Source organism: Bacillus sp. MYb56, assembly GCF_002976445.1.
Taxonomy (GTDB): domain Bacteria; phylum Bacillota; class Bacilli; order Bacillales; family Bacillaceae_G; genus Bacillus_A; species Bacillus_A mycoides.
Window position 1 is genome coordinate 282317 of the sequence record NZ_PCOH01000003.1, and the last position, 23935, is coordinate 306251.

24 protein-coding genes and 1 riboswitch are annotated in these 23935 nt (G+C 34.7%); of the genes, 3 read left to right on the forward strand and 21 right to left on the reverse strand.

Annotated features, from left to right (window positions below; translation table 11 throughout):
• Positions 1–47 precede the first annotated feature (47 nt).
• The 6 genes from CQ058_RS06255 to CQ058_RS06280 form a co-directional block, all read right to left on the reverse strand.
• On the reverse strand, positions 48–923 hold the full coding sequence (locus tag CQ058_RS06255; protein WP_002193206.1) for a MerR family transcriptional regulator: 876 nt from the start codon (positions 921–923) through the stop codon (positions 48–50).
• On the reverse strand, positions 923–1699 hold the full coding sequence (locus CQ058_RS06260) for a metallophosphoesterase (protein WP_002188977.1): 777 nt from the start codon (positions 1697–1699) through the stop codon (positions 923–925). The genes CQ058_RS06255 and CQ058_RS06260 overlap by 1 nt, the downstream gene beginning before the upstream one ends.
• A 71-nt stretch (positions 1700–1770) precedes the next feature.
• Entirely contained in the window at positions 1771–2250 is a 480-nt protein-coding gene (locus tag CQ058_RS06265; RefSeq protein WP_002030746.1) for a LysM peptidoglycan-binding domain-containing protein, read from the reverse strand.
• A gap of 22 nt (positions 2251–2272) precedes the next feature.
• Positions 2273–2836 (reverse strand): CPBP family intramembrane glutamic endopeptidase, encoded by a 564-nt coding sequence (locus CQ058_RS06270; protein ID WP_002193207.1) that lies wholly within the window; start codon positions 2834–2836, stop codon positions 2273–2275.
• A complete protein-coding gene (locus tag CQ058_RS06275; protein ID WP_002193208.1) occupies positions 2836–4365 on the reverse strand; it encodes a RecQ family ATP-dependent DNA helicase in 1530 nt (509 codons plus the stop codon). The genes CQ058_RS06270 and CQ058_RS06275 overlap by 1 nt, the downstream gene beginning before the upstream one ends.
• The gene (locus tag CQ058_RS06280; RefSeq protein WP_002086645.1) at positions 4355–5416 is read right to left on the reverse strand and encodes a YpbB family protein; all 1062 of its coding nucleotides are present in this window, start codon (positions 5414–5416) and stop codon (positions 4355–4357) included. Before CQ058_RS06280 ends, CQ058_RS06275 begins: the two co-directional genes overlap by 11 nt.
• Before the next feature lie 297 nt (positions 5417–5713).
• Between CQ058_RS06280 and CQ058_RS06285 the strand changes: the two genes are divergently transcribed.
• Complete coding sequence (locus CQ058_RS06285) at positions 5714–5962, forward strand: ferredoxin (protein WP_001151994.1); 249 nt, start codon at positions 5714–5716, stop codon at positions 5960–5962.
• 117 nt (positions 5963–6079) lie between these two features.
• Here CQ058_RS06285 and CQ058_RS06290 read toward each other — a convergent pair whose 3' ends face one another.
• The gene (locus CQ058_RS06290; RefSeq protein WP_002011769.1) at positions 6080–6658 is read right to left on the reverse strand and encodes an ECF transporter S component; all 579 of its coding nucleotides are present in this window, start codon (positions 6656–6658) and stop codon (positions 6080–6082) included.
• A 163-nt stretch (positions 6659–6821) separates the two neighbouring features.
• A riboswitch (FMN riboswitch) is annotated at positions 6822–6961 on the reverse strand.
• A gap of 248 nt (positions 6962–7209) precedes the next feature.
• Between CQ058_RS06290 and CQ058_RS06295 the strand changes: the two genes are divergently transcribed.
• Positions 7210–7896 carry a hypothetical protein gene (locus tag CQ058_RS06295; protein ID WP_002030740.1) on the forward strand — a complete coding sequence of 229 codons (687 nt, stop codon included), beginning with the start codon at positions 7210–7212 and terminating at the stop codon, positions 7894–7896.
• 224 nt (positions 7897–8120) lie between these two features.
• Here CQ058_RS06295 and CQ058_RS06300 read toward each other — a convergent pair whose 3' ends face one another.
• From CQ058_RS06300 to CQ058_RS06365, 14 genes are all read right to left on the reverse strand, one after another.
• Entirely contained in the window at positions 8121–8735 is a 615-nt protein-coding gene (locus CQ058_RS06300) for a peptidoglycan DD-metalloendopeptidase family protein (RefSeq protein ID WP_002193209.1), read from the reverse strand.
• Positions 8736–8835: 100 nt separating this feature from the next.
• Complete coding sequence (locus CQ058_RS06305) at positions 8836–9402, reverse strand: cob(I)yrinic acid a,c-diamide adenosyltransferase (protein WP_002193210.1); 567 nt, start codon at positions 9400–9402, stop codon at positions 8836–8838.
• A 142-nt stretch (positions 9403–9544) separates the two neighbouring features.
• Entirely contained in the window at positions 9545–11320 is a 1776-nt protein-coding gene (resE, locus tag CQ058_RS06310) for a sensor histidine kinase ResE (protein ID WP_002011760.1), read from the reverse strand.
• Positions 11320–12036, reverse strand: a complete 717-nt coding sequence (resD, locus tag CQ058_RS06315) for a DNA-binding response regulator ResD (RefSeq protein ID WP_002011758.1) — start codon at positions 12034–12036, stop codon at positions 11320–11322. Before resD ends, resE begins: the two co-directional genes overlap by 1 nt.
• Positions 12037–12337: 301 nt before the next feature.
• Positions 12338–13495 (reverse strand): cytochrome c biogenesis protein ResC, encoded by a 1158-nt coding sequence (gene resC / locus CQ058_RS06320; RefSeq protein ID WP_002030737.1) that lies wholly within the window; start codon positions 13493–13495, stop codon positions 12338–12340.
• Positions 13496–13513: 18 nt separating this feature from the next.
• Entirely contained in the window at positions 13514–15175 is a 1662-nt protein-coding gene (resB, locus tag CQ058_RS06325) for a cytochrome c biogenesis protein ResB (protein WP_050551709.1), read from the reverse strand.
• Positions 15176–15254: 79 nt separating this feature from the next.
• Positions 15255–15776, reverse strand: coding sequence for a thiol-disulfide oxidoreductase ResA (gene resA, locus CQ058_RS06330; protein WP_002064495.1), 522 nt, complete (start codon positions 15774–15776; stop codon positions 15255–15257).
• Between the two features lie 94 nt (positions 15777–15870).
• Entirely contained in the window at positions 15871–16599 is a 729-nt protein-coding gene (gene rluB, locus CQ058_RS06335; protein WP_002030733.1) for a 23S rRNA pseudouridine(2605) synthase RluB, read from the reverse strand.
• A gap of 288 nt (positions 16600–16887) precedes the next feature.
• Positions 16888–17418 (reverse strand): spore maturation protein SpmB, encoded by a 531-nt coding sequence (spmB, locus tag CQ058_RS06340; protein ID WP_002086660.1) that lies wholly within the window; start codon positions 17416–17418, stop codon positions 16888–16890.
• The gene (spmA, locus tag CQ058_RS06345) at positions 17415–18011 is read right to left on the reverse strand and encodes a spore maturation protein SpmA (protein ID WP_002086662.1); all 597 of its coding nucleotides are present in this window, start codon (positions 18009–18011) and stop codon (positions 17415–17417) included. The genes spmB and spmA overlap by 4 nt, the downstream gene beginning before the upstream one ends.
• Positions 18004–19128 (reverse strand): D-alanyl-D-alanine carboxypeptidase family protein, encoded by a 1125-nt coding sequence (locus CQ058_RS06350; protein WP_002086664.1) that lies wholly within the window; start codon positions 19126–19128, stop codon positions 18004–18006. Before CQ058_RS06350 ends, spmA begins: the two co-directional genes overlap by 8 nt.
• A gap of 113 nt (positions 19129–19241) precedes the next feature.
• Positions 19242–20156: a superoxide dismutase gene (locus tag CQ058_RS06355; protein ID WP_002030730.1), complete on the reverse strand. Its 915-nt coding sequence runs from the start codon at positions 20154–20156 to the stop codon at positions 19242–19244.
• A 106-nt stretch (positions 20157–20262) separates the two neighbouring features.
• Positions 20263–20754 (reverse strand): YpuI family protein, encoded by a 492-nt coding sequence (locus CQ058_RS06360; protein WP_002086668.1) that lies wholly within the window; start codon positions 20752–20754, stop codon positions 20263–20265.
• Positions 20755–20776: 22 nt separating this feature from the next.
• Positions 20777–21166 carry a hypothetical protein gene (locus CQ058_RS06365; protein ID WP_078184182.1) on the reverse strand — a complete coding sequence of 130 codons (390 nt, stop codon included), beginning with the start codon at positions 21164–21166 and terminating at the stop codon, positions 20777–20779.
• Positions 21167–21352: 186 nt separating this feature from the next.
• Between CQ058_RS06365 and mprF the strand changes: the two genes are divergently transcribed.
• Positions 21353–23935 (forward strand): bifunctional lysylphosphatidylglycerol flippase/synthetase MprF, encoded by a 2583-nt coding sequence (gene mprF / locus CQ058_RS06370; protein WP_002193214.1) that lies wholly within the window; start codon positions 21353–21355, stop codon positions 23933–23935.

A 23935-nucleotide genomic window follows, 5' to 3' on the forward strand; every position in this document is an offset into this window, starting at 1 on the left:
TAATTTTTATTATATGAAATAGAAAATAGATGGTTCTTTTCGAACGACTATTCCGACATCTTTAACCATCCATCCCATTCTTCTTTCGTGTTACCAATTAGGATATTTTGAAGATTTAATTGATCTCCAATGCCTTTTCTTCCTATAAAACCACCAGAGATGTTTTCATTTTTTTCTTGCAACAAGTCAATAAACTCTACTGCCTCTTCAAGTTCTCGTTCATCATCAAAAGATATAAACAAATATTTAGGTTGTAATTGTTCAATAGCTAGTAAAATACCTTCTTCATCTAAACTTGTCCCCATATACATTGTTTGATATCCTTTTAGTCGTAAATACGTCGCGAAAATAAATCCTTTTAATATATTATTTTCTAAAACGAAAACTTTGTTAACGGAAGAATACACCGACGCATTATGATAGATCATTCCTAAACGTGTTTGTAAGAATGATACAACATATTTGAATTGCGACATTGTAATCTCATTATTACTTTTTAAAGTTAACAACTTGTTTGCCACTTGAAGAATGATGCTTGCAACAACCTTTTCCGTTGAATATATACTAAAAACCTCGTTTAATAATGCAGAAATTGTAATTTCATCAAATTCTAACAAAGCTTGTAGTATATCGTCCACTAAAACAACTTCTGTATCAGCAATTTTTTCTTTTTGAACGTTGTTCTGCAACCGATTCCCTTCTAATAACTGAACTGCTTGTCCAATCATCATCCCCTCAGAAACTTTGTTCATTAACCATTTCAAAATATGAATATGCTCTTCTGTATATAAACGATGCCCCGCACGATTTCTCTTTGGGGCAATAATATGATAGCGTCTTTCCCATGCGCGAAGTGTACTCGGTTGAATTCCGAGTATATTTGAGACAGCTTTTATATTATATTTTCCATTTGAATTCGGCATTATTTCCCTCCGCATAACGTAATGATATGTGTTTGGGAAGGTGCCCGAAAACGAAGAGGGAACAATGTTGTTCCATACCCATTACTAACAAAGAGAGTCGTATTAGAATGCTTATATACGCCACCCTTTAAATACTTTTCAGATGGAAACAACCGAATCTGGCCTCCATGTGTATGTCCACTTAATACGAGCGAAATTTGTTCATTACCAGACATTTTCTTTATTATATCTGGGTTGTGACTAATTAAAATGCGAAAACCTTCTTCTTTACAATCAGACAACGCTAAATCTAAACGATCTCGTTCTAATCCAACATCATCGATACCGAGTAAGCAAATTTTCTCTCCTAATTCAGACTCAAATACAACTCTTGTATTATCTAATACCTTCACATTATTTTCTATTAATAAAGCATCTAATTCGTGATATTCAATTTCATAGTCATTATTTCCCCATACAAAATATACAGGGGCTATTTCTCTTAACTTTTGAATATTTAAAGAGATTTGCGATAAAGGTACTCCTTTTTCAGCTAAATCACCGCCAATAATTACGATATCTGCTTTTCCTTTCACTCGTTCAATTAGCGAGCTAGAAATGATCCTTCTATGAATATCCGAAATAAAAAAAACTTTAACTTTTTGAAAACTTTCCGGAAATTCTTCGAACACTAAAGTATGTTCCAACACTGTATTACGCATCGCTTCTTTATACATTCCAAAAAGACATACAAAACCAATGCATATGAGAGTACATAATAATATAATCCATGACATATATTTTTTACTCTCCCTCCTCGTAAAGTATAGTCCTTAATTTTATGTGGAGCTATATATCACTCATTTAGCTAGCTCTCATACTTCGTGGACTTATCTTTTATAGGAATTTTCAATTCTTGTCCTACCTTCACTTCGTCTTCTTGTAAATCATTATACTTTTTTATTATTTCTATCCCATCTTCATCTGAGAAATATTGCTTCGCTATACTTTCTAAAGTTTCTCCATCTTTCACAACATGAGTTGCTACTTTCTCAGACTGCTTCTTTGATTCAGTCTTAGCGGAATCAAAGAAAATTACTTCAAACGCACTTTTCTCAGCATTATTACTATCACTTTTTACCTGTATATACTTATCCGTATACCATAGGATACTAATAGGTAACAATATGAACAAAAATGTTAACACTCGGACGAAAATGTGATTCATTTTAAACTTTGGTTTGTTCTCTTTATTTCTATGAATTTCACTACGCGGCGGTAAACTTTCATCTTCTTCCACTTGCTCAACTTCTAACTCCTCTTCAAAATCAGGAATTCGTTTTCTCATGTTGTTCACCACCACCTTCCATTTATTTTCTTAATTGGAGCCCCATTATAAAATCAACAAGAAAGTGTGCAAAGATTGTTATAAACAAATTTCCTGTCCACTCGAATACATAACCAAAAACAAAACTAATAAAGCAGACGAAACAAAACAAAAAAGGCTTCGTTATATACCGAATATGTAACACAGCAAAAATTAAACTCGCTATTACAATTCCGAAATGAGTCTGCACTACACCTCTAAATAAAAACTCTTCCGCAAAGCCAATAATAAACGTGATAACAAGTAAATGCATGACAGAAATCCCTTGAAACATTCTATCGTTAATGCCACCATCATCAAACCAAGATTCTGGAAACACTCGCATTGCAACATAATCTAATATCACAATACAAATCGCTAACAAGCTACCTATTAAAAGTATAGAAACCGGTTCCCATTTCCATAAACTATAAACTTCTCTTTTATCTTGAAATAATATATATGCTAGTAAACAACCGATACCAATAATGATTAGTTGTGTTATGTAGAGATTCAGTCTTATTTCTCTCGGACTCATATCTTCAACATTATGCCTTTGAATGTTCATCATTCCTCCATCTTTCTTAGGCCGAAAAGCTTTTGTAACTCTGTTTCCCAATTATAGTCGAAAACTAACTGTTGCGCTCGTCTTTTTTTATAATCCGTTTTTGTAATACCACAGTAATCACAACAGTTTTCTATCTCTTTTTCTTTTCTATAACCGAATTGTTGTAATAAATATTCACGTCTACATCCTTGAACTTGTATCCATGACTTCATATTTTCTAACTCACTATATTTATTACGCATTCTCACTTCCACTTCCGCTATTAATCTGTGCATTATTTCATCTGACAAGCTCTCTAGCATGAGATTCCGCTGTTGTATGATTCCAAGATGTTCGAGATGATAACGTGTAAAGCGCCAATACTGTTCATTAAATCTTGCTGCATTATAACAAATTTCTTCTACATCTTCTAATGGTAATACTTTCGTTTGAAATATTCTTTCTTGTAGTAACGAAAATAAAAATTGTATTTGCGATTTACTTGGTAATTCATCTTCAATGATTGAAATTGGCAAATCGTGATCCAATGGACTACATAATAAAATGGCTATACTCAATTCTCCATCTCTTCCGGCTCTTCCAATTTCTTGTAAATAGGAAGCTACATTTGTCGGATATTGAAAATGAATAATATATCTTGTATTCGCCTTATTTACCCCCATCCCAAAAGCACTTGTACATATTACAATTTGCAACTGGTCATTCATAAACTGTTGTTGAATTAACATACGCTCTTCATGTTCCATACCACCATGATAAAAAGCTACACCTGTAATTCCTTTTCCTCTTAAATACTCGGTTAAACGCTCTGTCCAGGCCCTACTTGAACAATAAACAATACCAGGCCCTTGCAAATACATTACATGCTCAAAAAGCGCCTCTTTTTTTTCTTCTATTGTTTCCACAAATTGCACTTCCATCGCAATATTTGGACGATCAATTGAGTACACATGCTCAGCAATATTTTTTAGATTTAAACTTTCCGCTATATCTCGCAATACATCCTTTGTCGCAGTTGCTGTTAATGCTAGTACTGTCGGAGATCCGATACTCTCAATTACTTTATCTAATTTTTTATAATCTGGCCGAAAATCATAGCCCCATTGTGAAATACAATGCGCTTCATCTACGACAAATAATGAAATATGAATTTTTTTCAATTCTCTTATTAGAAGTTCCGACTGCAACATCTCTGGTGATACGAAAACAAATTTATAAAAAGATAGCTTTTTCATTGCTTCTCTTTTTTCAATTAACGTCCGAAAACTATTCAATGCAATAACTCGATTTTTCACGACATACTTTAATTGCGTAACTTGGTCTTCCATTAAAGATAATAATGGTGATACAACAAGCACCGTACCCTCTTGCAGAAGCCCCGGAAGTTGATAACACATTGACTTTCCCCTTCCAGTCGGAAGCATTGCTACAACATCTTTTCCTTCCAATAAGTCCGTAATAACTCCTTTTTGCCCCGGACGAAATTCAGAATATCCAAACCACTTATATAAATATTCCTCAAGCTTCATTTATACCCTCCATCCGTGCCAATACAAGACGTACTTCAAAATAAGAGATTTCCTCTCCAACCGCTTGCTTCAACACACGCAATTTACGTGTTTGTAATGCTTCAATTACTTTTGTTACTTTTTCCATTTTTTCTTTTTCCATAAACATTTCAATAGAAAATTCTTTTTCTCGTAAAGCAATTTCTACAAAATGGTCTTCTATCGTGGCAACCTTCAAATTCCGAATTGTTGCTATTTCTTCTAAAGAGCGTCCTTGTCTCCAAAGATTATATGTTTTTTTCGTTGATAAACTAAATAAATCAGCTTTCTCATTTGGATAAGATATAATTTCAGCTAATAATGGAAACTCATTTTCTTTATTGCGAACTTCTTGAATAAGGAAATGAATTGTACCCCAAAATAAAAAATACACTCGAAATATATCTTGTTTCGTAATTTCCGCTAATTGTTGTAAAGTACACCCAATACGTTTATAACCAGTTAACCGATATATTACGATTGTCGCCTCTACTGGATTATTTTTTTGTAAAAGAGTATGCATTTCCTTCCATAATCTTTTAGCCAATTCACTTCTCATATACGGTATTCCAGTGAGAAAACGTTTCACCCACATCATTATTTCTGTATCCTGTTGAATTGGAATAAATTTCGTATTCGCCTGTTGTAAATTCGAAATAGTTTGAACGATCAATGATAATCTCTTCCAAAACGTTTCACCTATTTCACCATAGTGTAAACCATTTAAATATGTCGGAAAGGCAAAGTCACCTTCCCATTTGTTTAATTGCACGTTACCAGCAGTCGTTAACACATATGTATTATCATGTATACCTTGAACTAAATCCGTTTGTAACAACTTTGCAACTTCTTGATCATAATCAGCTCTATTTAATGACTTATAAATCCCAAACAAAAAAGAAATTTGAAACATATTCCCATCTTGTAATGTTTGCGACGATCTCTTTCCTTTTAATAAATAATAAATCGAAGAAACGGTTCTTTCACCATTCAATTGTTTTAAACAATATAATAAAGTATATTGTAGCTGCATTACCGCTTCCACCTCTCAGTCTAACTTCATTCCTTTTTCAATACGATTGCACATTAACTGCTATTCATTTAACTTATCATATTCACACTACATGCTTGTATATATTCTATTGTATCAAACGAAATAACATTTAAGTATTTTGAAAATCTTATGAAATAATTCAAAAATAAGTTGACACTCTAATTGATAAGCATTATCATTATAATTTTATGTTGAAAAGTTTTTAAAACCGTTTTACAATAAGATTATAATTTTTTGGCGAACTTTTCACATACATATTATCAGGAGGGAAAAAATATGGCAAAATATACAATCGTTGACAAAGATACTTGTATTGCATGCGGTGCTTGTGGTGCTGCTGCACCAGACATTTATGACTATGATGATGAAGGCATTGCATTTGTAACATTAGACGATAACCAAGGTATCGTTGAAATTCCAGATGTATTAATTGAAGATATGATGGATGCATTCGAAGGTTGTCCAACTGACTCAATTAAAGTTGCTGACGAATCATTTGATGGCGACTCTTTAAAATTCGAATAGTCTTTTATTAACTTCAAAAAATCCCCCTCATACTTATGAGGGGGATTTTTTGCACTCTTTTTCATTCTCACTAACAAAAAAACCATTAGCAGTTACGCTGCCAATGGTTTAATATTTTTAAGCATTTTTCATTTTTGCAAATACCCATACTTTCAAGCGTGAAAATAATGCTACAAATACAATTGTTACAACAATTCCTTTAATTACATTAAACGGTAATATCGCCGTTACAATAGTTTGTCGCATAATATCACTAGACATAGCTGGTGAATTTAAAAACCAAGTGTACGCTGGTAAAATAATAAAGTAGTTTAACACACTCATAATAACTGTCATAGTAATTGTACCTAGCATTAATCCTGTCGTTAAACTTTTTACTGTGCGATACTTTCGGAATAAGAATGCTGCTGGACCAATAAATAAACATCCCGCTATAAAGTTTGCTACTTCTCCTACTGGTACTCCCGTTAAACTTCCTTGAATTCCGTAATGCAAAATATTTTTTATCGCTTCTACAATTACACCTGCAATTGGACTAAAAATTATCGCCGCAATTAAAGCTGGCACATCACTAAAATCAATTTTTAAAAATGGCGGAAGCCCTGGGAATGGAAAATCCAACATCATTAGTAAATACGCAATACTACTTAGCATCGCTACACTCACCATCTGCACTACACTGTTTTTTTGTTTCATCTTTCTCTCTCCTTTTCCATCGATCTTCTCATGGAAAGTGGAAAGGTTCTGCTATGCCTATTTTTTCATAGAACGAAAAAACCCTTTGTGATTTACACAAAGGGAGAATTTTAAGGCACATCAAACAGACGTTCAAATACTTATCTTTTTTGAACGCTTGAACCTCCATCTTCTCCCATCCAGACTGTACTGTCGGCTTTGGAATCACACCAAATCCTGCCTTAACGGCTCGCGGGCTTAGAACGAAATTATTAAATGTTCATCACCGCCGGTCGGGATTTTCACCCTGCCCCGAAGATAGACCGATATTCTATTTTCCACTTCATTATACAACAACATGATCGTATTGTGAACAAAAAAAGTGTAACTTACTAAAAATAAGTTATTGATTTTATATAATTAAAGAAACGATTACTATATTTTACAATACAACCCATATTTTTTATAATTCGGTATTTCTCTTATGAATCCCCCTAGTCATATGTCGTCAAAAGTGATAAGATGTTGAATTGTTAAGATAAGAACATTTTCTGAGTTATGGAGGAAATGTCATGAAGAAAGATAAAAGACACTCTATTCGAGAAGCAATGAAAAAGAACTTAAGAAAAGAATACTTTTATTTGAAAAAAGAATTACTTTTCTACTGTCCAATTGATCTAGGCACATTCTCAAGAGAGACATACTACGCTACTTTTGACCAAGATGGCATAAGTATTTATCAGTATGATAAAAAAACAGAAAGTAAATTAAAATTGTGTGAGCGTCATCCATGGAAGAGTTGGAATAAGGTAAAAGTTGATCACTATTTAACAACTTCTCAATTTATTTTCCAAGGTGAGCGAAACTGGATTTTATCCCTTTTCCAAAAAGGAAAAGAAGCTCAAAAAATAATTGAAGAACATACATCTTTACAAACGGAAGTTGTTTCCCGTCCGTTTTCCAAGAAACTTCCTGGTTTCCGTTCTGATACACCATTGAATAAATACATCGGTTGCATTTGTTACACTGCACTTATTGCATTTTTATTAAAATGGATGATTCCATTTCAAGCACCACAAATCGCCCTGTATTCTCTTTCAATTGGCTTTATGCTTCTTGGTTTACTTTGTCTTACAATTGGTCTAATCGAACCAACTATCGTACTATTTCGGACAAAAGAAAAAACAAGAACAAAAGTCTTTTACTTATATAGCTACTTAGCTATTACTGGATTTATATGTGTCTTTATTTTTTGGTAAAAGAAGCCGTCCCAAAAGATCTTTTGGGACGGTTTTTCGTTAGGAATAGGTTGCTCTTACTGTCGTATTTTATTGTTAGTCGATATTTCTTGTCGAAATGTCGATATAATAATAGCTATGTTCGATATATTTCAATTTGCGTCGATATAATTTCATTTACTATCGCAATCTTAAATAAGAAGAAAATAAATTTATTCAAAAGTTATGCTTTTGGGACGTTGCCTTTACTTGACGTATAGTTGTTGGTTCGGATAGATTTTCTCTTGTCGCAATCCATTCCTCACTTTAATTTCCTCAACTGTCATACTAAATTTCCGGGAAATACCAACTAAAGTATCACCTTTTTGTACAATATATAGTGATGATGACACAACTTGATTTTTTTGTTCATTTAAAACAAGCAACGGATTCATCGCATTTCTTTTCTCCATCGTCCATCTCCCTTGATGCACTTCTAAATGTAAATGCGCTCCTCGCGATTCTCCTGTATTCCCTACCTCTCCAATTAGCTCTCCTTTTGAAATGTTATCACCTTGAACTACATATCTCTTATTTAAATGCGCATAAACAGCCTCATATTCTCCATGTTTAATAAATACAACATTTCCATAACTACTTGAAAAATAAGACTTTGTCACCTTACCATTTTGAATAGCTGCAACAGGAGTTCCAATAGGCGCAGCTATATCAATACCATAGTGTTTCCCATGTCTTGTCCCAAAATAATCACTTATCTGCCCATCAACAGGCCATATCCACTGATTCCCTTCAGCGTAAACATGTAATTGAGATAAAAATAATACACTCAATATCACCACGCCACATTTTAACGCTTTCATATACATCCTCCGTTTTCTAATAGCCGTCATACCTTCTCTATTGTGGGATATTACAGAAAAAAGTATACAAAAAAAAGAAAGTGTATTACTCCACTTCCTTCTATTCTTTATTACGAAAAACAAGTGCACTGCGGTTATACTCCACATCTTTCACTTGTAAACGCGCATTTATTACTCTAGCAAGCGCAAATAAATAATCAGATAACCTATTTACATACTTTAGAACAATTTCATTGGTTTCTCCTTCTTTTTGCAATGACACTATACAACGTTCTGCTCTTCTTATAACTGTACGTGCAATGTGTAGTGCAGCCGATATCTCGCTACCGCCTGGTAAAATAAAACGCTCTAAAGGCGGCGCTTCTTCTGTATACGAATCAATTCGTCTCTCTAAATACTCGACCATCTCTATCGTTACTTTATAAGGGATTTTCTTCTCTACTATTGCTAAATCCCCTCCACAATCAAATAGTTCATGTTGAATATTTTCAAGTTCGTTATAAATGTTACGAAAACATTCCTCTTGTAATTTAGACATGGCATATCCGATATGAGAATTCGCCTCATCAATTGTTCCATAAGCTTCTACACGTATATGATCTTTATCCACTCGGCCACCTATGACACTCGTTTCCCCTTTATCACCTGTTTTTGTATAAAGTTTCATTTCATTATGACACCTCTCTTTTTATTTTCATTCTGATTATTAAAGAAAAAAACTCTACCATTCTTTATTTAATTGCACTTACAAAAAAATAAAAAAACAGTAAAGCTTTTATTCATGATCAACTTTTAAAAAACATATATATCTAAATTATACGATTTGGTAAATATACAGAGAATGTAGTTCCTTCTCCAACGACACTTGATACAAAAATCTTCCCGTCATGACCTTGAACAATATTTTTAGCAATCGCAAGCCCGAGTCCTGTTCCAATTTTTTTCCCGCGAGTTCTCGCTTTATCAGCTTTATAGAATCGATCGAACAAGAACGGAATATCTTCTTCTGGAATACCAGCACCTGAATCTTGCACTTCGAAAGTAAGGCCACTATTTTTCGTATTAATTACAAGTGTAACATGTCCACCTGCATTTGTATGACGGATTGCATTATCAATTAAATTCGTCAGTACCTGTTCCATACGGTCTGCATCAAACGGATATTGTTCAATTGGACTTTGGAAATCCACTGTTAATTGGACTTCTTTATCCTTTGCAATCCCCTGGAATTTACGGCCAATTTTTTCGACAAATGGATGAATATCTACTTCCCCTATATGTAACTCTACATGTCCACTTTCCATACGGGCTAAATCTAATAACTCATTTACAAGTTTACCTAAACGAACAGATTCATCATAAATAATTTGAACAAACTCATTAATTTCTTCTTTCGTTTGCACAATATCATCTAAAATTGCTTCACTATATCCTTGAAGCATTACCATCGGTGTACGAAGTTCATGTGATACATTCGCAATAAAGTCTTGACGCATTTTCTCAAGACGACGCTCCTCCGTCATATCTCGCAATACTGCTACAGCTCCACGAATTTTTGTTTGATTGTAAAGCGGTGTCATAAGAACTACGTAGTTACCTTTTTGCAAATTAATTTCAACAACTTGTTGTTGCTCACTTTCTACAACGAGATGGAATAGTTCAACAAGTTCAGAAGGCAGTTTTTTAATTAACTCTACTTCTTTTTCTTCTTGCCAAACTTGTAAGAAGTGTTCTGCCGGTGGGTTGATAACAACGACTTCACCTTCTTGATTTAACGTAACAACACCATCTGCCATACTACTCAAAATGCTAGCTAACTGCTCTTTTTCTTGCTGCAGGGCATTCATATTAAACTTCAACTGTTTTCCCATTTGATTTAAAGCAGTTGCAAGCTCACCAATTTCGTCCTGCGACACCATAGGGGCTTTCGTATCAAATTTCCCGCGCGCTACCTCAAATGCAACCTCACGCATTTTACGAAGTGGTGCCGTAATTCGAGTAGATAAGAAAAATGCAAAGAAAGTCGTTAAAATAATCGCAATCCCGGCTGATAAGAAAATAAAATCAGTCGTTCTCTCCATACCTTGTATTGGAACTTGCAATGATTCATATACAAACACTGCACTTTGATTTTTTGACTGTACTGGCTTCCCGACGATCATAATATCATTTTCAGTATTTTTATTCTTCCTACTATTAGAAGCTTTTCTAATATTATTCTTAATATCCTTTTTATCTGTAAAAACAGCTGCTAATTCTTTATCATTTTTCAAATCATCTATTGTAAGAGTAACTAATCCTTCTTGTTTCGGCGAAGAAGAAATTTCCTTACCGTCTTCTACAATGATAATCCTTGAAAGTGGATCAGAAAATTTGTAAGCAATATCCTCAATCGTTTTTACATCGGCACCTTCTTCAATTAATTCCGTGACACTTGTTGCAACTTTCTGAAGCCTAGCTTCACTCATATCAACATAATACGTTCTAAAAAACTGTGAAAGTAAAATAGCAACAAATCCAAGAACAAACGAAACGAGAAGTAATATGGTCATCCATAACTTCCCTACTACACTTCTCCAAAGCATCAGTCGTTCACAACCTCAAACTTGTAACCTACGCCCCAAACGGTAACAATCATTTTCGCTGCATCTGGTGATTGTTTACTTAACTTTTCACGTAAACGCTTTACATGCGTATCAACTGTACGTAAATCTCCGAAGAACTCATATTGCCATACTTCTTTTAACAATTGCTCACGGTCAAAAACTTTATCCGGGGATTTCGCTAAGAATAATAGTAATTCATATTCTTTCGGTGTTAAGTTTACTTCATTACCATCCGCTGTAACGCGGTGCGCATCATTATCAATTGTTAAATGAGGGAAAACAGTAACATCTTTCGTCGTTGTATCTTGTGTAAAGAATGTCGTTGGTACAGCGCGGCGTAATACCGCTTTCACACGAAGTACTACTTCACGCGGGCTAAACGGCTTTACAATATAATCATCAGTTCCAACTTCAAACCCTTGTACCCTATTTACTTCTTCACCTTTTGCTGTCAGCATAATAATTGGCGTCGCTTTCTTCTCACGAATCCCTTTACACACTTCGATACCATCTTTACCAGGCATCATAATATCCAGTAGGATTAAATCATAATCATTTTGTAACGCCATTTCTAAAGCTGTATCACCATTATCCGCTTCTTCAATTGTGTATTGCTCTCTTTCTAAATACATCTTTAATAAACGACGAATACGATCCTCATCGTCTACAATTAAAATTCTTGATTCATTTTCCATTTCTACCCGCTGCGTACTTTTACCACAACGGTTTACACCTACCCTTCTACAATATAATGTTGCACCTATCCTCGTCTAATTAAGCATTTTTTAACGTTCCACTTCCCATATTATGCTTCACAAGAATAATAAAGTTTGTTCATTTTTTTTCCAAAACTATGTATTTTTTTTGAACAGTATATTTGGTCCTCGACATCATTTTACAGAATCAACCGCTACTTTGTCATGTTTTTCTCAAAAAAGAAGAAAATTTGACAAAAATAAAATAGGAAAGTGACATACACTCTCCTATTTTATTTCTCTATGCATATGAATGTAAACCCGCGATAATTAAGTTTACTACAATAAAGTTAAACATAATGATTGCAAAACCAATCACTGCAAGCCAGGCGGATTTTTCTCCATGCCATCCTTTAGATAAACGTAAATGTAATACCGCAGCATAAAAGAGCCAAGTAATAAGCGCCCAAACTTCTTTTGGATCCCAACCCCAAAAGCGCGTCCAAGCGATTTGAGCCCAGATCATTGCAAAGATTAATGCTCCTAATGTAAACACCGGGAATCCTATCGCAATAGAACGATATCCGATTTCATCTAATAAATCACTATTCGTATTCTTTACTAACGGCTGAAGTGCCGCTGACACTCGCTTACGTAAAACAAGTCTTAATACAATATAAAGTAGCGTTCCGACTAACACTGACCAAATAACAGTATTTAATTTTTTCGCATTTACAATCGCTGGAACTTCAACTGTTGGCTCTAATTTATTTTCTGTCATTAACTTCCCTTCATGCGGTCCAACTAAAGCAGGGAGATTATACTTCATTTCAACTTGTTGTTCATTTTTATCAATCCATTGAAACTTCGCTTCGTATTTCATACTAGAAAATACCGTTGTTATTCCAATAAACCCAACTGTACAAACAAGTGTGAAAACTACTGTCTCTAACCAAAATGTACGCTTACTTCTTGTTGATTGATCTACATTTTTCAGTAAATACATTACGCCTGTAATAAAACTAATTGCTAATATTGCTTGTCCCGCTGCCGCTGTCGTTACATGAATATGTAGCCAATTACTCTTTAAAGATGGGATAAGCGGCGAAATTTCTCTCGGGAACATACTTGCATAAGCGATTAATAAAAGAGCTACCGGTAAAGCAAATAAACCAATAATACTTACACGATATACAAAGTACATAATGATAAAAGCTCCCACAAGCATCATGCCAAAAAATGTACCAAATTCAAAAAAGTTACTAACCGGTGCATGTCCTGATGCGATCCATCTTGTAACAAAATATACTATTTGTGCAATAAATCCTAAAATTGTTATAGTTATACCTATATTTGCCCACTTGTTACCTTTTTCTTTAATTGCTCCTCCAAAAAATAAAGTTGCAATTAAATATAAGATAAACGCCGCGAACAGAAAATTACTACTTATTTGTACCATATCGTTTCCCCACCTTAACTAATTTTTTTCATTCATTTTATCGTGTGGTTGTGGAATCGCTGTTCCTTCTAGTACTCTTTCAATATCTTTCTTTAAGCCGAACCAATTTTTATTCGTATGGCCTGCAACCCACCATTCATCATTAACACGTTGTATCCAAATACGGCGATGGTTCCAATACATACCTTGAATCACACCAACCATAAATATAAATCCTCCAATACCGAGAATCCAAAGCGTCAAATCTTTTCTTACTGTAAGAGCTGTTGCATTTTGCATTTCCACACCTGCAAATGACATTTTATATTTATTATTCCCGTCAGGCTCTATGTTTTGCTGAATACCGACGAAACTAACTTCACCATCTGGTGTTTCCGGGGTAAACATTTTAAAGACGAATGCAGGATTATTCGGTAATTTTGTTTTCGTATTCGGCCTTCCATTCTCATCAAAATAAAAATCAGGAAAATAGCTTAATAGTTCTAGAGAATACCCATTTCCTAAATCATATTTTTCTGTAGGATTCGCTAAATCTACTTTAATCGGTCCCAACTTTTGATTATTTTCTTTGTTTTGCAAATGGAAAGACATGCTTTTAAATTCACTTTCTTTGTAATCCACTTGATAAACAGCAAATTGATCAAATTTCAGTGGCTCATTCACTCGAATTTCAGCTTCTTTTACCTTTTCTAATTTTGGTTTTTGACCCGCTATATTTTCTCCTACCGCTTTATATAATACAGCATTTGTTTGGAAGTTTTTCGCAATCATTTTATCACCAACACGATCAATTGCTTCATCAAAAACTTCTTTATCCTTACTCTTATCATAAACTTCCTTGATAAACTTTTCGTTTTTCAAATAGTATTGACCATCTGTTCCTGGTATTTCTTTCGTTTCACCGTCACGTAACCAAAGTGCTTCATCTACATACATACTCGGTAAAAAACGTAGCATTGCACCGAATAGAAAGATAATAAGACCAATATGGTTTACATATGGACCCCAACGTGAAAAACGTCCCTTTTCCGCTAAAACGTTCCCGTCTTCCACTTTCACATTATAATTACGTTTCTTTAAATTAATTTGAACTCGTTCTAAGTCACCTTCATGCGGCGTACCAGTCCCGTGCACTCTCTGTCTTTTCAAAAAACTTGGGTGTCTTTTCACCCCTTGTTTTTTTAAAGCTTTATAAAGAGGAATGACACGGTCTAAACTACATATAACAAGTGAAATACCAATGGAAGCAATTAAAATCATGTACCACCATGATCCATATAAATTATTAAATCCTAATTGATAGTATAATTGTCCTAAAAATCCATACTCGGTCTTATAATATTCAGCTGGTTCGATTCCTGGAGTTATGTACATTTCTTGGGGAAAGATAGTTCCTATTGCCGATGCAGCTAAAGTTATTACGATTAACCATACACCTACTTTTACAGAAGAGAAAAAACTCCAAATTTTATCGACTATCGTTTTTGTATGTGTGAGAGATCTCCGAGCACTCCCCTCATATCTCATATCCAATAATTTTATATTTTCATTACTTTCAAATGGTTTCCCACATGCTTCACAAAAAATGGTTCCTATCGGATTAACATGTCCACATTCACACTTAATTTCTTTCAAAGCTCTCACCGCCCTTTTATCTATATGTACTATTGTATATTCCATCTTAGAGTTACCGCAATACTCAGAATTTTTAAAGCGAAGGCGCTATACGTAAGCACCTCTTATATAAAGGCTTTCTTAATTATGGAGTGATTTTCTTTAAGTACTCTTCCAATTGTTCCTTCGTTTGCTCACCTATAATTTGCTCTACTACTTTTCCTTCTTTATCAATTAAAAAGGTTGTTGGTAATGGTCCCACTCCATATGTACCTATGATCTTTTGCCCTTTATCAATTGCAACTGGGAATTTCAAATCATATTGTTTCACAAAGTTCTTCACTGCGATATCCGTTTCATCTGCATCTAAGGCAATAATTTCAACGCCTTTTTCTTTATATTTCGGATATAACTCATTCATATAAGGCATTTCTTTTTCACAAGGTTTACACCAAGTTCCCCAAAAATTTAAAAATACACCTTTTCCCTTTAAATCTTTTAATTCAATATTCTTTCCTTCTAAATCAGTTACAACAAAGTTAGGTGCTTCTTTTCCAATTTGCATTTTCTCTTTATCAGTAAAAAACCCTTGATATAGCGTAAACCCTACCGCACCGCTTAAAATGAGCAAAATGATAACACGAAATAATAAGCGATTTTTTTTCATGTTGTCTCCCCTCTCTTCGACGAGTGATAAATATATGTATTTTTTAATAAATCACCAGCGGAGCATTCCACTGGTGAAAGTTTCACAATATAGATTAGCGAGGCTTTGTAGAAGCCAATGCACGTAATTGTTTCACCTCATGTGGTGTCAATTCTCTTGCATCGCCAGGACGCAAACTACCCACTTCTAAAAAGGCATACCGTTCACGTTTTAATTTCATTACTTTACAATCTAACGCTTCAAACATGCGGCGTACTTGACGGTTACGTCCTTCATGAATCGTTAATTGTACAATTGCCATCTCTTTACGCTTGTCCCAAGAAATAATTTTCGCTTGTGCTGGTGCTGTTTTCCCATCTTCTAATGCAACACCTCGTTCTAACATGCGAATTTTCTCACCTGTTAATGGCCCTTTAATTTTCGCAACATACGTTTTTTCAACTTTATATCTCGGATGCATTAATACATTTGCAAATTCACCATCATTTGTCATCAATAATACGCCAGACGTATCATAATCTAAGCGTCCGATTGGGAATAAACGTTGTCTAATTTCAGGGAAAAAGTCTGTTACAACATTTCTTCCTTTATCATCTGATACACTTGAAATTACACCAGTTGGTTTATATAGTAAAAAATAAACAGGTTCTTCTTTTTCAAGAGGGATGTTATTTACTTCCACTTTATCTTGAGGAGTTACTTTTGTTCCTAACTCCTTCACTATTTTCCCATTAACTTTCACTTTCCCTTGCTGAATTAATTCCTCAGCCTTTCTTCTCGATGCAATACCTGCTTGCGCAATCACTTTTTGTAATCGTTCCATTTCTTTTTTTCACCTCAAATTTATCTTACCTTACATTAGAAAGACTTGGCAACCGCCTAAGCTTTATGCCATTTACTTCGCCTATCTTTAACAACATAGCCATGATGATAAACGTCTAAAGGCATATCACGTTTTCACCCTTTATTATTGTTTACACTTTTTCATGTTGTCCACGATAAAAGTTCATCATTTTGTCAAAAACACCGCATAAAAAAACCACTATTAAACTACACGTTAATAGTGGTCGTATACGTATTATAAGCTAAATAGCGCAAAAAATGAATAGCATTACCGAAACAATAGGGAAACAAACACAATTGAACAAATAATTCCGATTAAATCTGCAAAAAGTCCTACCTTTAATGCATCTCCCATTTTTCTAATACCGACAGCCCCAAAGTATACTGTTAATATATAAAAAGTCGTATCTGTGCTACCTTGCATCGTTGAAGCTAACCTACCAATAAACGAGTCTGGCCCATATGTAGCGATTAAGTCGGTCGTAATACTTAAACCAGCAGATCCCGAAATCGGACGTATAAGTGCAAGTGGAACGATTTCGGCTGGTACATGTATAAAGTCTAACATCGGCTTCATTACCGATATCATTGCATCTAAAGCACCTGATGCCCGGAAAATAGAAATAGATACAAGCATTCCAACCATAAACGGCAAAATGGAAACCGCAATTTGAATCCCTTCTTTTCCGCCCTCAACGAACGATTCGTACGTTGGAACTTTCTTTATCGTGCCATACAAAAGGATAAAACCAATTACACAAGGAATTACCCATAATGAAATTGTATTTACAATACTCATTTTTTCCGCCCCTTTCTACTCCTTCTCCGGTAAAAATAGCGGTCAATCCAAATCGCTCCAATCATCGATAACACTTGTGCTATAAATGTTACGCCAACGATTTCAGTAGGGTTTGCTGATTCATAAGTCATTCGAATCGAAATGACAGTAGTCGGAATTAATGTAATCGCTGAAGTATTTAATGCTAGAAACGTCACCATAGAACGACTTGCTGAATCCTTTCCACCATTTAACTCTTTCAGTTGTTCCATTGCTTTAATACCTAAAGGTGTTGCTGCATTACCTAACCCAAAAAAGTTCGCCATCATATTTGATAAAATGAATCCCATTGACGGGTGATCCTTCGGTATTTCTGGAAATAATCTTTTTACTATCGGCATAAAAAGTGATACTAACTTCTTTAACAATCCAGCTTCCTCAGCAATTTTCATTAAACCGAGCCAAAATACTAAAACACTAATAAGTCCAATACAAATCGTTACAGCATCTTTTGACCCTTCAAACACTGCTTTGGTCACTTCTTCCATCGTTCCATTTATCATGGCATACACAATCCCTATAACTGCCATCGCTGCCCATACGAGATTAACCATCTATCCCAACACCTATCATGTAAGAGAAGATTTCTTTTACGTTATTCCAATACATTCCTGTTGTAGCTACTAACTTTCGTTTACTGTAAAACAAATTTCGTTCTCCAACTTTCTCGTTCCCTACATAAATTTCTGTCTTCCCAATCTTTACTCCATCCGTAAGTTTTGCACTTTTATCGAGCTCAACTTTCAATAAAACGCTCTTTCTTTCCTCTTCAGTTAAAGGTACAGAAAAACTATTTTTCGTATAAACATGATTGGCATATTTCTTTTCATTTATTTCAGCGAGTGCGCCTTGTCCTAAAACTTTCGCTTGCTTATAGCGTTCAAAGCCTTTATCAAACAAATTCATATGATCATCCCAGTCACTAGAAGCACTCAAAGTTACGACAATTAAATCTAGTCCATCTTTTGAAGCTGTTGTGACAAGCGTCCGTCCTGCTTTCTTCGTAAAACCTGTCTTTCCCCCTGTTGCAAATTCATAATAAGATGTCACAAGCTTATGTTTATTTTTCCACGGATAATCCCAAGAATCTGATTTATACGTTTTTGTTCCAAAAATTTTCTTAAAGGTCTCGTTCCCCATTGCATATTTCGTTAATAATGCCATGTCATAAGCCGACGAATAATGCGATCCATCCCCATCCAAGCCATGCGGGTTTGAGAAATGCGTATCTTTCATTCCGATTTCTTTCGCCTTTTCATTCATTAAATATACAAATCCTTCTATACTCCCTCCCACATTTTCAGCAATTACTTGTGCTGCATCATTACCAGATCTAAGCATTAATCCGTAAACTAAATCTTCTAACTTAACTTTTTGTCCAGGTTTTAAATAAATTGCCGATCCTTCTACTCGTACCGCTTCATTACTAACCGATACTAATTCTTTCATTTTTCCTGATTCAGCAGCTAACAATGCTGTCATAATTTTTGTTATACTAGCAATTTTTTGTGGCTCATGTTCTAATTTCCCATATAGCACACGACCGGATTGTTGTTCCATTAAGACTGCGTTACGAGCACTGACACCACCGTTCATTTTTGCATATGCAGGAATTGGCATAACGCTTGCGTACATTATAATTAGCGTAATTATTATACAAATTCGTCTCATATTTCCCCCCCACGTCCTTTTGGCACTTTTTGTACAAGTGTATGCTTGGCCTTTTAAAATATGAACGAAATCTTCCTTCCACCTCCACTAAAAAAGACGCATGAGATATGCGTCTAATACGGTGTCCATTCAATTTGCTTCGCACTTTCAAATCTCTTTTCTACATCTGGCCAATTTACAACATTCCACCAATTTTTAATATATTCATCTTTTCGATTTTGATATTGTAAATAATACGCATGTTCCCATACATCCAGTACAAGGAGTGGTATCGTATCCCACTGTGTAAACAATTGATGAAGCGTGCTTTGCAAAATTTCTAACCTTCCTGAACGGGGTACCCATACAAGAATTGCCCATCCTGAACCTTCCACTTTAGAAGCTGCTTCCGTGAAATGCTTTTGAAAACGTAAAAAACTTCCGAAATCTTGCTCAATTTGTTGTGAAAAAGCCCCTCTCGGACTTCCACCACCATCTTTTTTCATGTTATTCCAAAATATCGTGTGTAAGTAATGACCTGATCCATGAAAAGCCGCTTCTCTTTCCCAATGCTTAATTAAATCAAATTGATTTGTTTTTCTCGCTTCTTCCATCATCTTCTCTGCTTTATTTAATCCTTCCACGTAACTACGATGGTGTTTATCATGGTGTAACATCATAATTTCTCGTGAAATGTACGGTTCTAGCGCATTATATGGATAAGGTAATGGTGGAAGGGTATGCCCCCCAATCGGAACAGCTCGTTCGCTATCCCCTCTTTCACATAGTTCATATTCCTCTCCTTCTTGCATAAATACTTCCTGTAAATGGTGTTGAATATGTTCTACATCATCACTTATTTCATACATAAACTCGGCATCTGTGTCGTATTCATGCTCTTTCATACGCTCTAATAACGTTTGAATTTTATAAGCAAGCATATGGACATCATACACTTCCATTGCACGGCTATCTAATACTTGAAGAACACTTTCACACCAGCTTTCTACTTCATGAAAGTAATCTGTAAATACACCTTGCTGACTCATGTCACACCTCCTTGATGCTATCCACTTTAACTATATTCAATTAAAATCCCTTATATAACTGGACAAAAGGAAAAGAAGCTAAGTATCCTTAGCTTCTTTTCCTTAATTAATATTTGTGCAACATTTTTGTTTGGTAATCTGTCTCATAATATTCTAGTTCTTCACGCATCAATTGAAATTTCCCTTCTAAATCCTTCATCATTCGTTCTATAGATCCAGGGGGGATTTGCTGAAAAACAATAGAATTTTTCCCTGTATAAGCAGAACGACTATTTTCATACCAATGATCATTCTTTGGCGAAAAAAACTCTGCAATTACTTGATGGTAAATCTTATATAAAACTGTTTCAGCTGCGGTCTTTCGAAATGGTTGGCTATTCAACAAAACAAAACATGCATCAAGTCCTTCTTCACAAAAAACAAGAAGTCTTCTTATTGATGCTAATATCCCTTTATAGTATTGCTCGTTTCCTGTTGGTGTCTCCTCCAATAAAGAAGGTAACGTATGATAATTCACATAATTAGTTATCAAGGAAATTACATCTTCTAAAAATATAGAAACTTGTTCTGTTTGATTTTCAACCATCAAATTAGACATGGCTTCTCTCTCCTTTGCCGTTTTACGCTATTTCTACTCTTTTATTTTTATGTAATTCAGCTAATATTTCTTGTACTTTCACCACTGTTCCCTCATCAAAGTATCGTTGAAAGTCTGTTACTTCATTGAGATACAAGCGCTTCTGCGCGCGTAGCTCTTTATCTTTCACTAAACAAGCGATCGCTACAATATCTCGTAAATATACGTCTTGTTCTTCTACTTTATAAACTGGATTTCCTTCAAAAGGGATAATTTCTTGTAAAATTTCTTCAAAATATCGAACATATAAGACAGAAAAGGTTTTCTCTTGATTATTTAATATATATGTTACTTCAGATCTATTAAAAAAATCTTCTGATGTATTCGGTTTTTCTTTTTCTAACTCATATCCTGCATAACCTATTATAATCATCTACTTCCCCTCTCTTCCTTCTTTCACCTTATCTTAACTCAATTTTCTAATAAACGAAATATTCTTTTAAATATAACCTATATAAAAAATAGCTTCCCTATACAGGAATTTACCTTTTTATTTTTCTTGAAGTTTGTCATAATAATATTATTGTCTCAGTTTTCTTACACAAGGAGAGTTGTATTTATGTCGTTTTCATGGAAACGTTTCTTACAAATCGGGAAAATAATCTTCCCATTTGTTGTCTTAACAATTGTTTTCTTTCAAGCTAAAAAAGAATTAGCAGGCATTTCTTTTTTAGAAGCAATTGAAACAATTAAAAACATTCCAACTGGTGGGGTATTTTTAGCGATTACACTCGGTGCATTTGCAGTTTCAACAATGTTCTTTTATGACTTTGTTATGCTTCGTTACTTAAAAGCAGATATACCTGTACAAAAGATCTTCCGCATCTCATGGATTGCCAACACTTTAAATGGATTTATCGGTTTTGGTGGTCTTGTTGGTGCCGGTGTACGTACAATGCTATATCGTCCGCATATAAAAGATAATGGAAAACTTATTAAAAGTATTGCTTGGATGACAACCGCTTTTATTAACGGATTAGCCATTCTGTCATTCCTCGGCCTTATTGGAATATTAGACACTAGTTTTATTCTGCACGAAAAACCGTGGTTATGGCCTGTTCTTATCTTCTTTGCTCTTTTCGTTCCTATATATATTGGGTTTTCTAAAATTAAAAATAGAAAAACAAAACAGCTAGACGAACAAGAGGAAGAAGAAGAGAAAAATCCAACTGTTTTATATTCATTAGTTTCATTAGTCGAGTGGGTATCTGCCGGTATCGTTATGTACGTCATTTTAATATTGTTTGGAATTGATATCGAATTTCAAAAGTTTTTAGGTGTTTACGTAATTGCTGCTTTAGCTGGTGTCGTAAGTCTTGTTCCTGGTGGCCTTGGTTCATTTGACCTTGTTTTCTTAACTGGACTAGGACAATACGGCGTTGATACAGGCGTATTACTACCTGCTATGTTATTATACCGACTTGTCTATTACATCTTACCATTCTGCCTAGGTCTCATTTTTGCAGCCTTTGAAATGACAGGAGCTGCCATAAAAAAAATTGAAGATAAACCATTTATTGCACCTGCGTTAGAAACAACTGGTGTAATTTGGACTTTACAACGTGATTTTTTAGGGAAATTAGGTTCATGGGCATCCGCCGCTTTAACAGTATTCGCTGGCTTAATGGTTATTCTATCAACAATTTTACCGACTAGTATAAATCGAGCTCACGCCTTACATATTTTAGCTCCAAAGCACCTTATTCAATTTTCTTTTAGCTTATCATTAACATTCGGTATTCTCCTCCTGATTCTTTCGCGAGGCATATATTATGGAACAAAGCGTTCTTACTATATGACGATTGTTTCTTTAATTGGAGCAGCAATCTTTAATACCCTAAAAGGAATTGACATTGAAGAAACCTTTATTTTATTAATCGTACTTGCTGTGTTGTATATGCTTCGTAAAAGATTTATACGCGAGAAAATGGAAGTCTCACTTTCTGATATCGTAAAAGTATTTATCTTCTTATTACTTACGTTATATTTATATAAAAACTTAGGTATTTTATTTGCGGGTGCAAAAGAAGCGTTCCAACCTGATTTTGTCGTTCGAAATATTACACAAGTTAAACGAAGTGCATTAGCAGCAGCCTTTTTCGTTCCTACTTTTTTACTTATCGGCTCACTAATTGCCAATCGTTACCGTAGTGAATTTCCCGGGCAACCAGCTAATGATAAAAGGTTAGAAAACTTCTTAGATGAACATGGCGGGAATGTACTTAGTCATTTAGGTTTTTTAGGGGATAAACAGTTCTTCTTCAGTAGTGACGGAAAAGCACTTCTTCTCTTTTCAATTACTGGAAAACGTCTTGTTGTACTAGGTGATCCAATTGGTGATCCATCCTCCTACCGCACTGTATTGCAAGAATTTTTGACTGAAGCTGATCGATTTGGGTATATTTGCGTATTCTATCAAATTGAAAGCAAATGGATGAGCTTATACCACGATTTTGGCTACAACTTCTTTAAACTTGGTGAAGAGGCTGTCGTTGATTTAAATACGTTTACAATAACAGGAAAGAAACGTGCTGGTATGCGAGCCACTTTCAACCGTTTTGAACGAGAAGGTTATACATTCTCTATTCATGAGCCACCATTCTCAGACGAATTATACGAGGAATTAAAGAAAGTGTCTGATGCTTGGCTCGGCGGAAAAAAAGAGAAAGGATTTTCACTTGGGTACTTCGATCGTGAGTATATTAGTCGTGCCCCTATCGCTACATTATCTGATGCAGAAGGAAAAATCATTGCATTCACAACCTTTATGCCAGTATATCAAAGTGGCATATTATCTGTTGATTTAATGCGTTATTATCCAGATGCCCCTAGCGGAATTATGGATGCAATTTTTATCCACTTATTCCACTGGGCAAAAGAAAATGAATACCATTCCTTTAATATTGGTATGGCACCACTCTCAAATGTCGGTTTATCAACGCAATCGTTCTGGTCTGAACGAGTTGCTGCTGCAATATTTAATAACGTTCGTTACACATATAGCTTCAGCGGTTTACGACATTTTAAAGAAAAATACAAACCTGCATGGAGTGGAAAATATTTAGCATTTCGAAAGAATCATTCTTTACCAATTACAATGCTCTCTGTAACAAAATTAATAGGAAAACGAAAAAACAGCTAA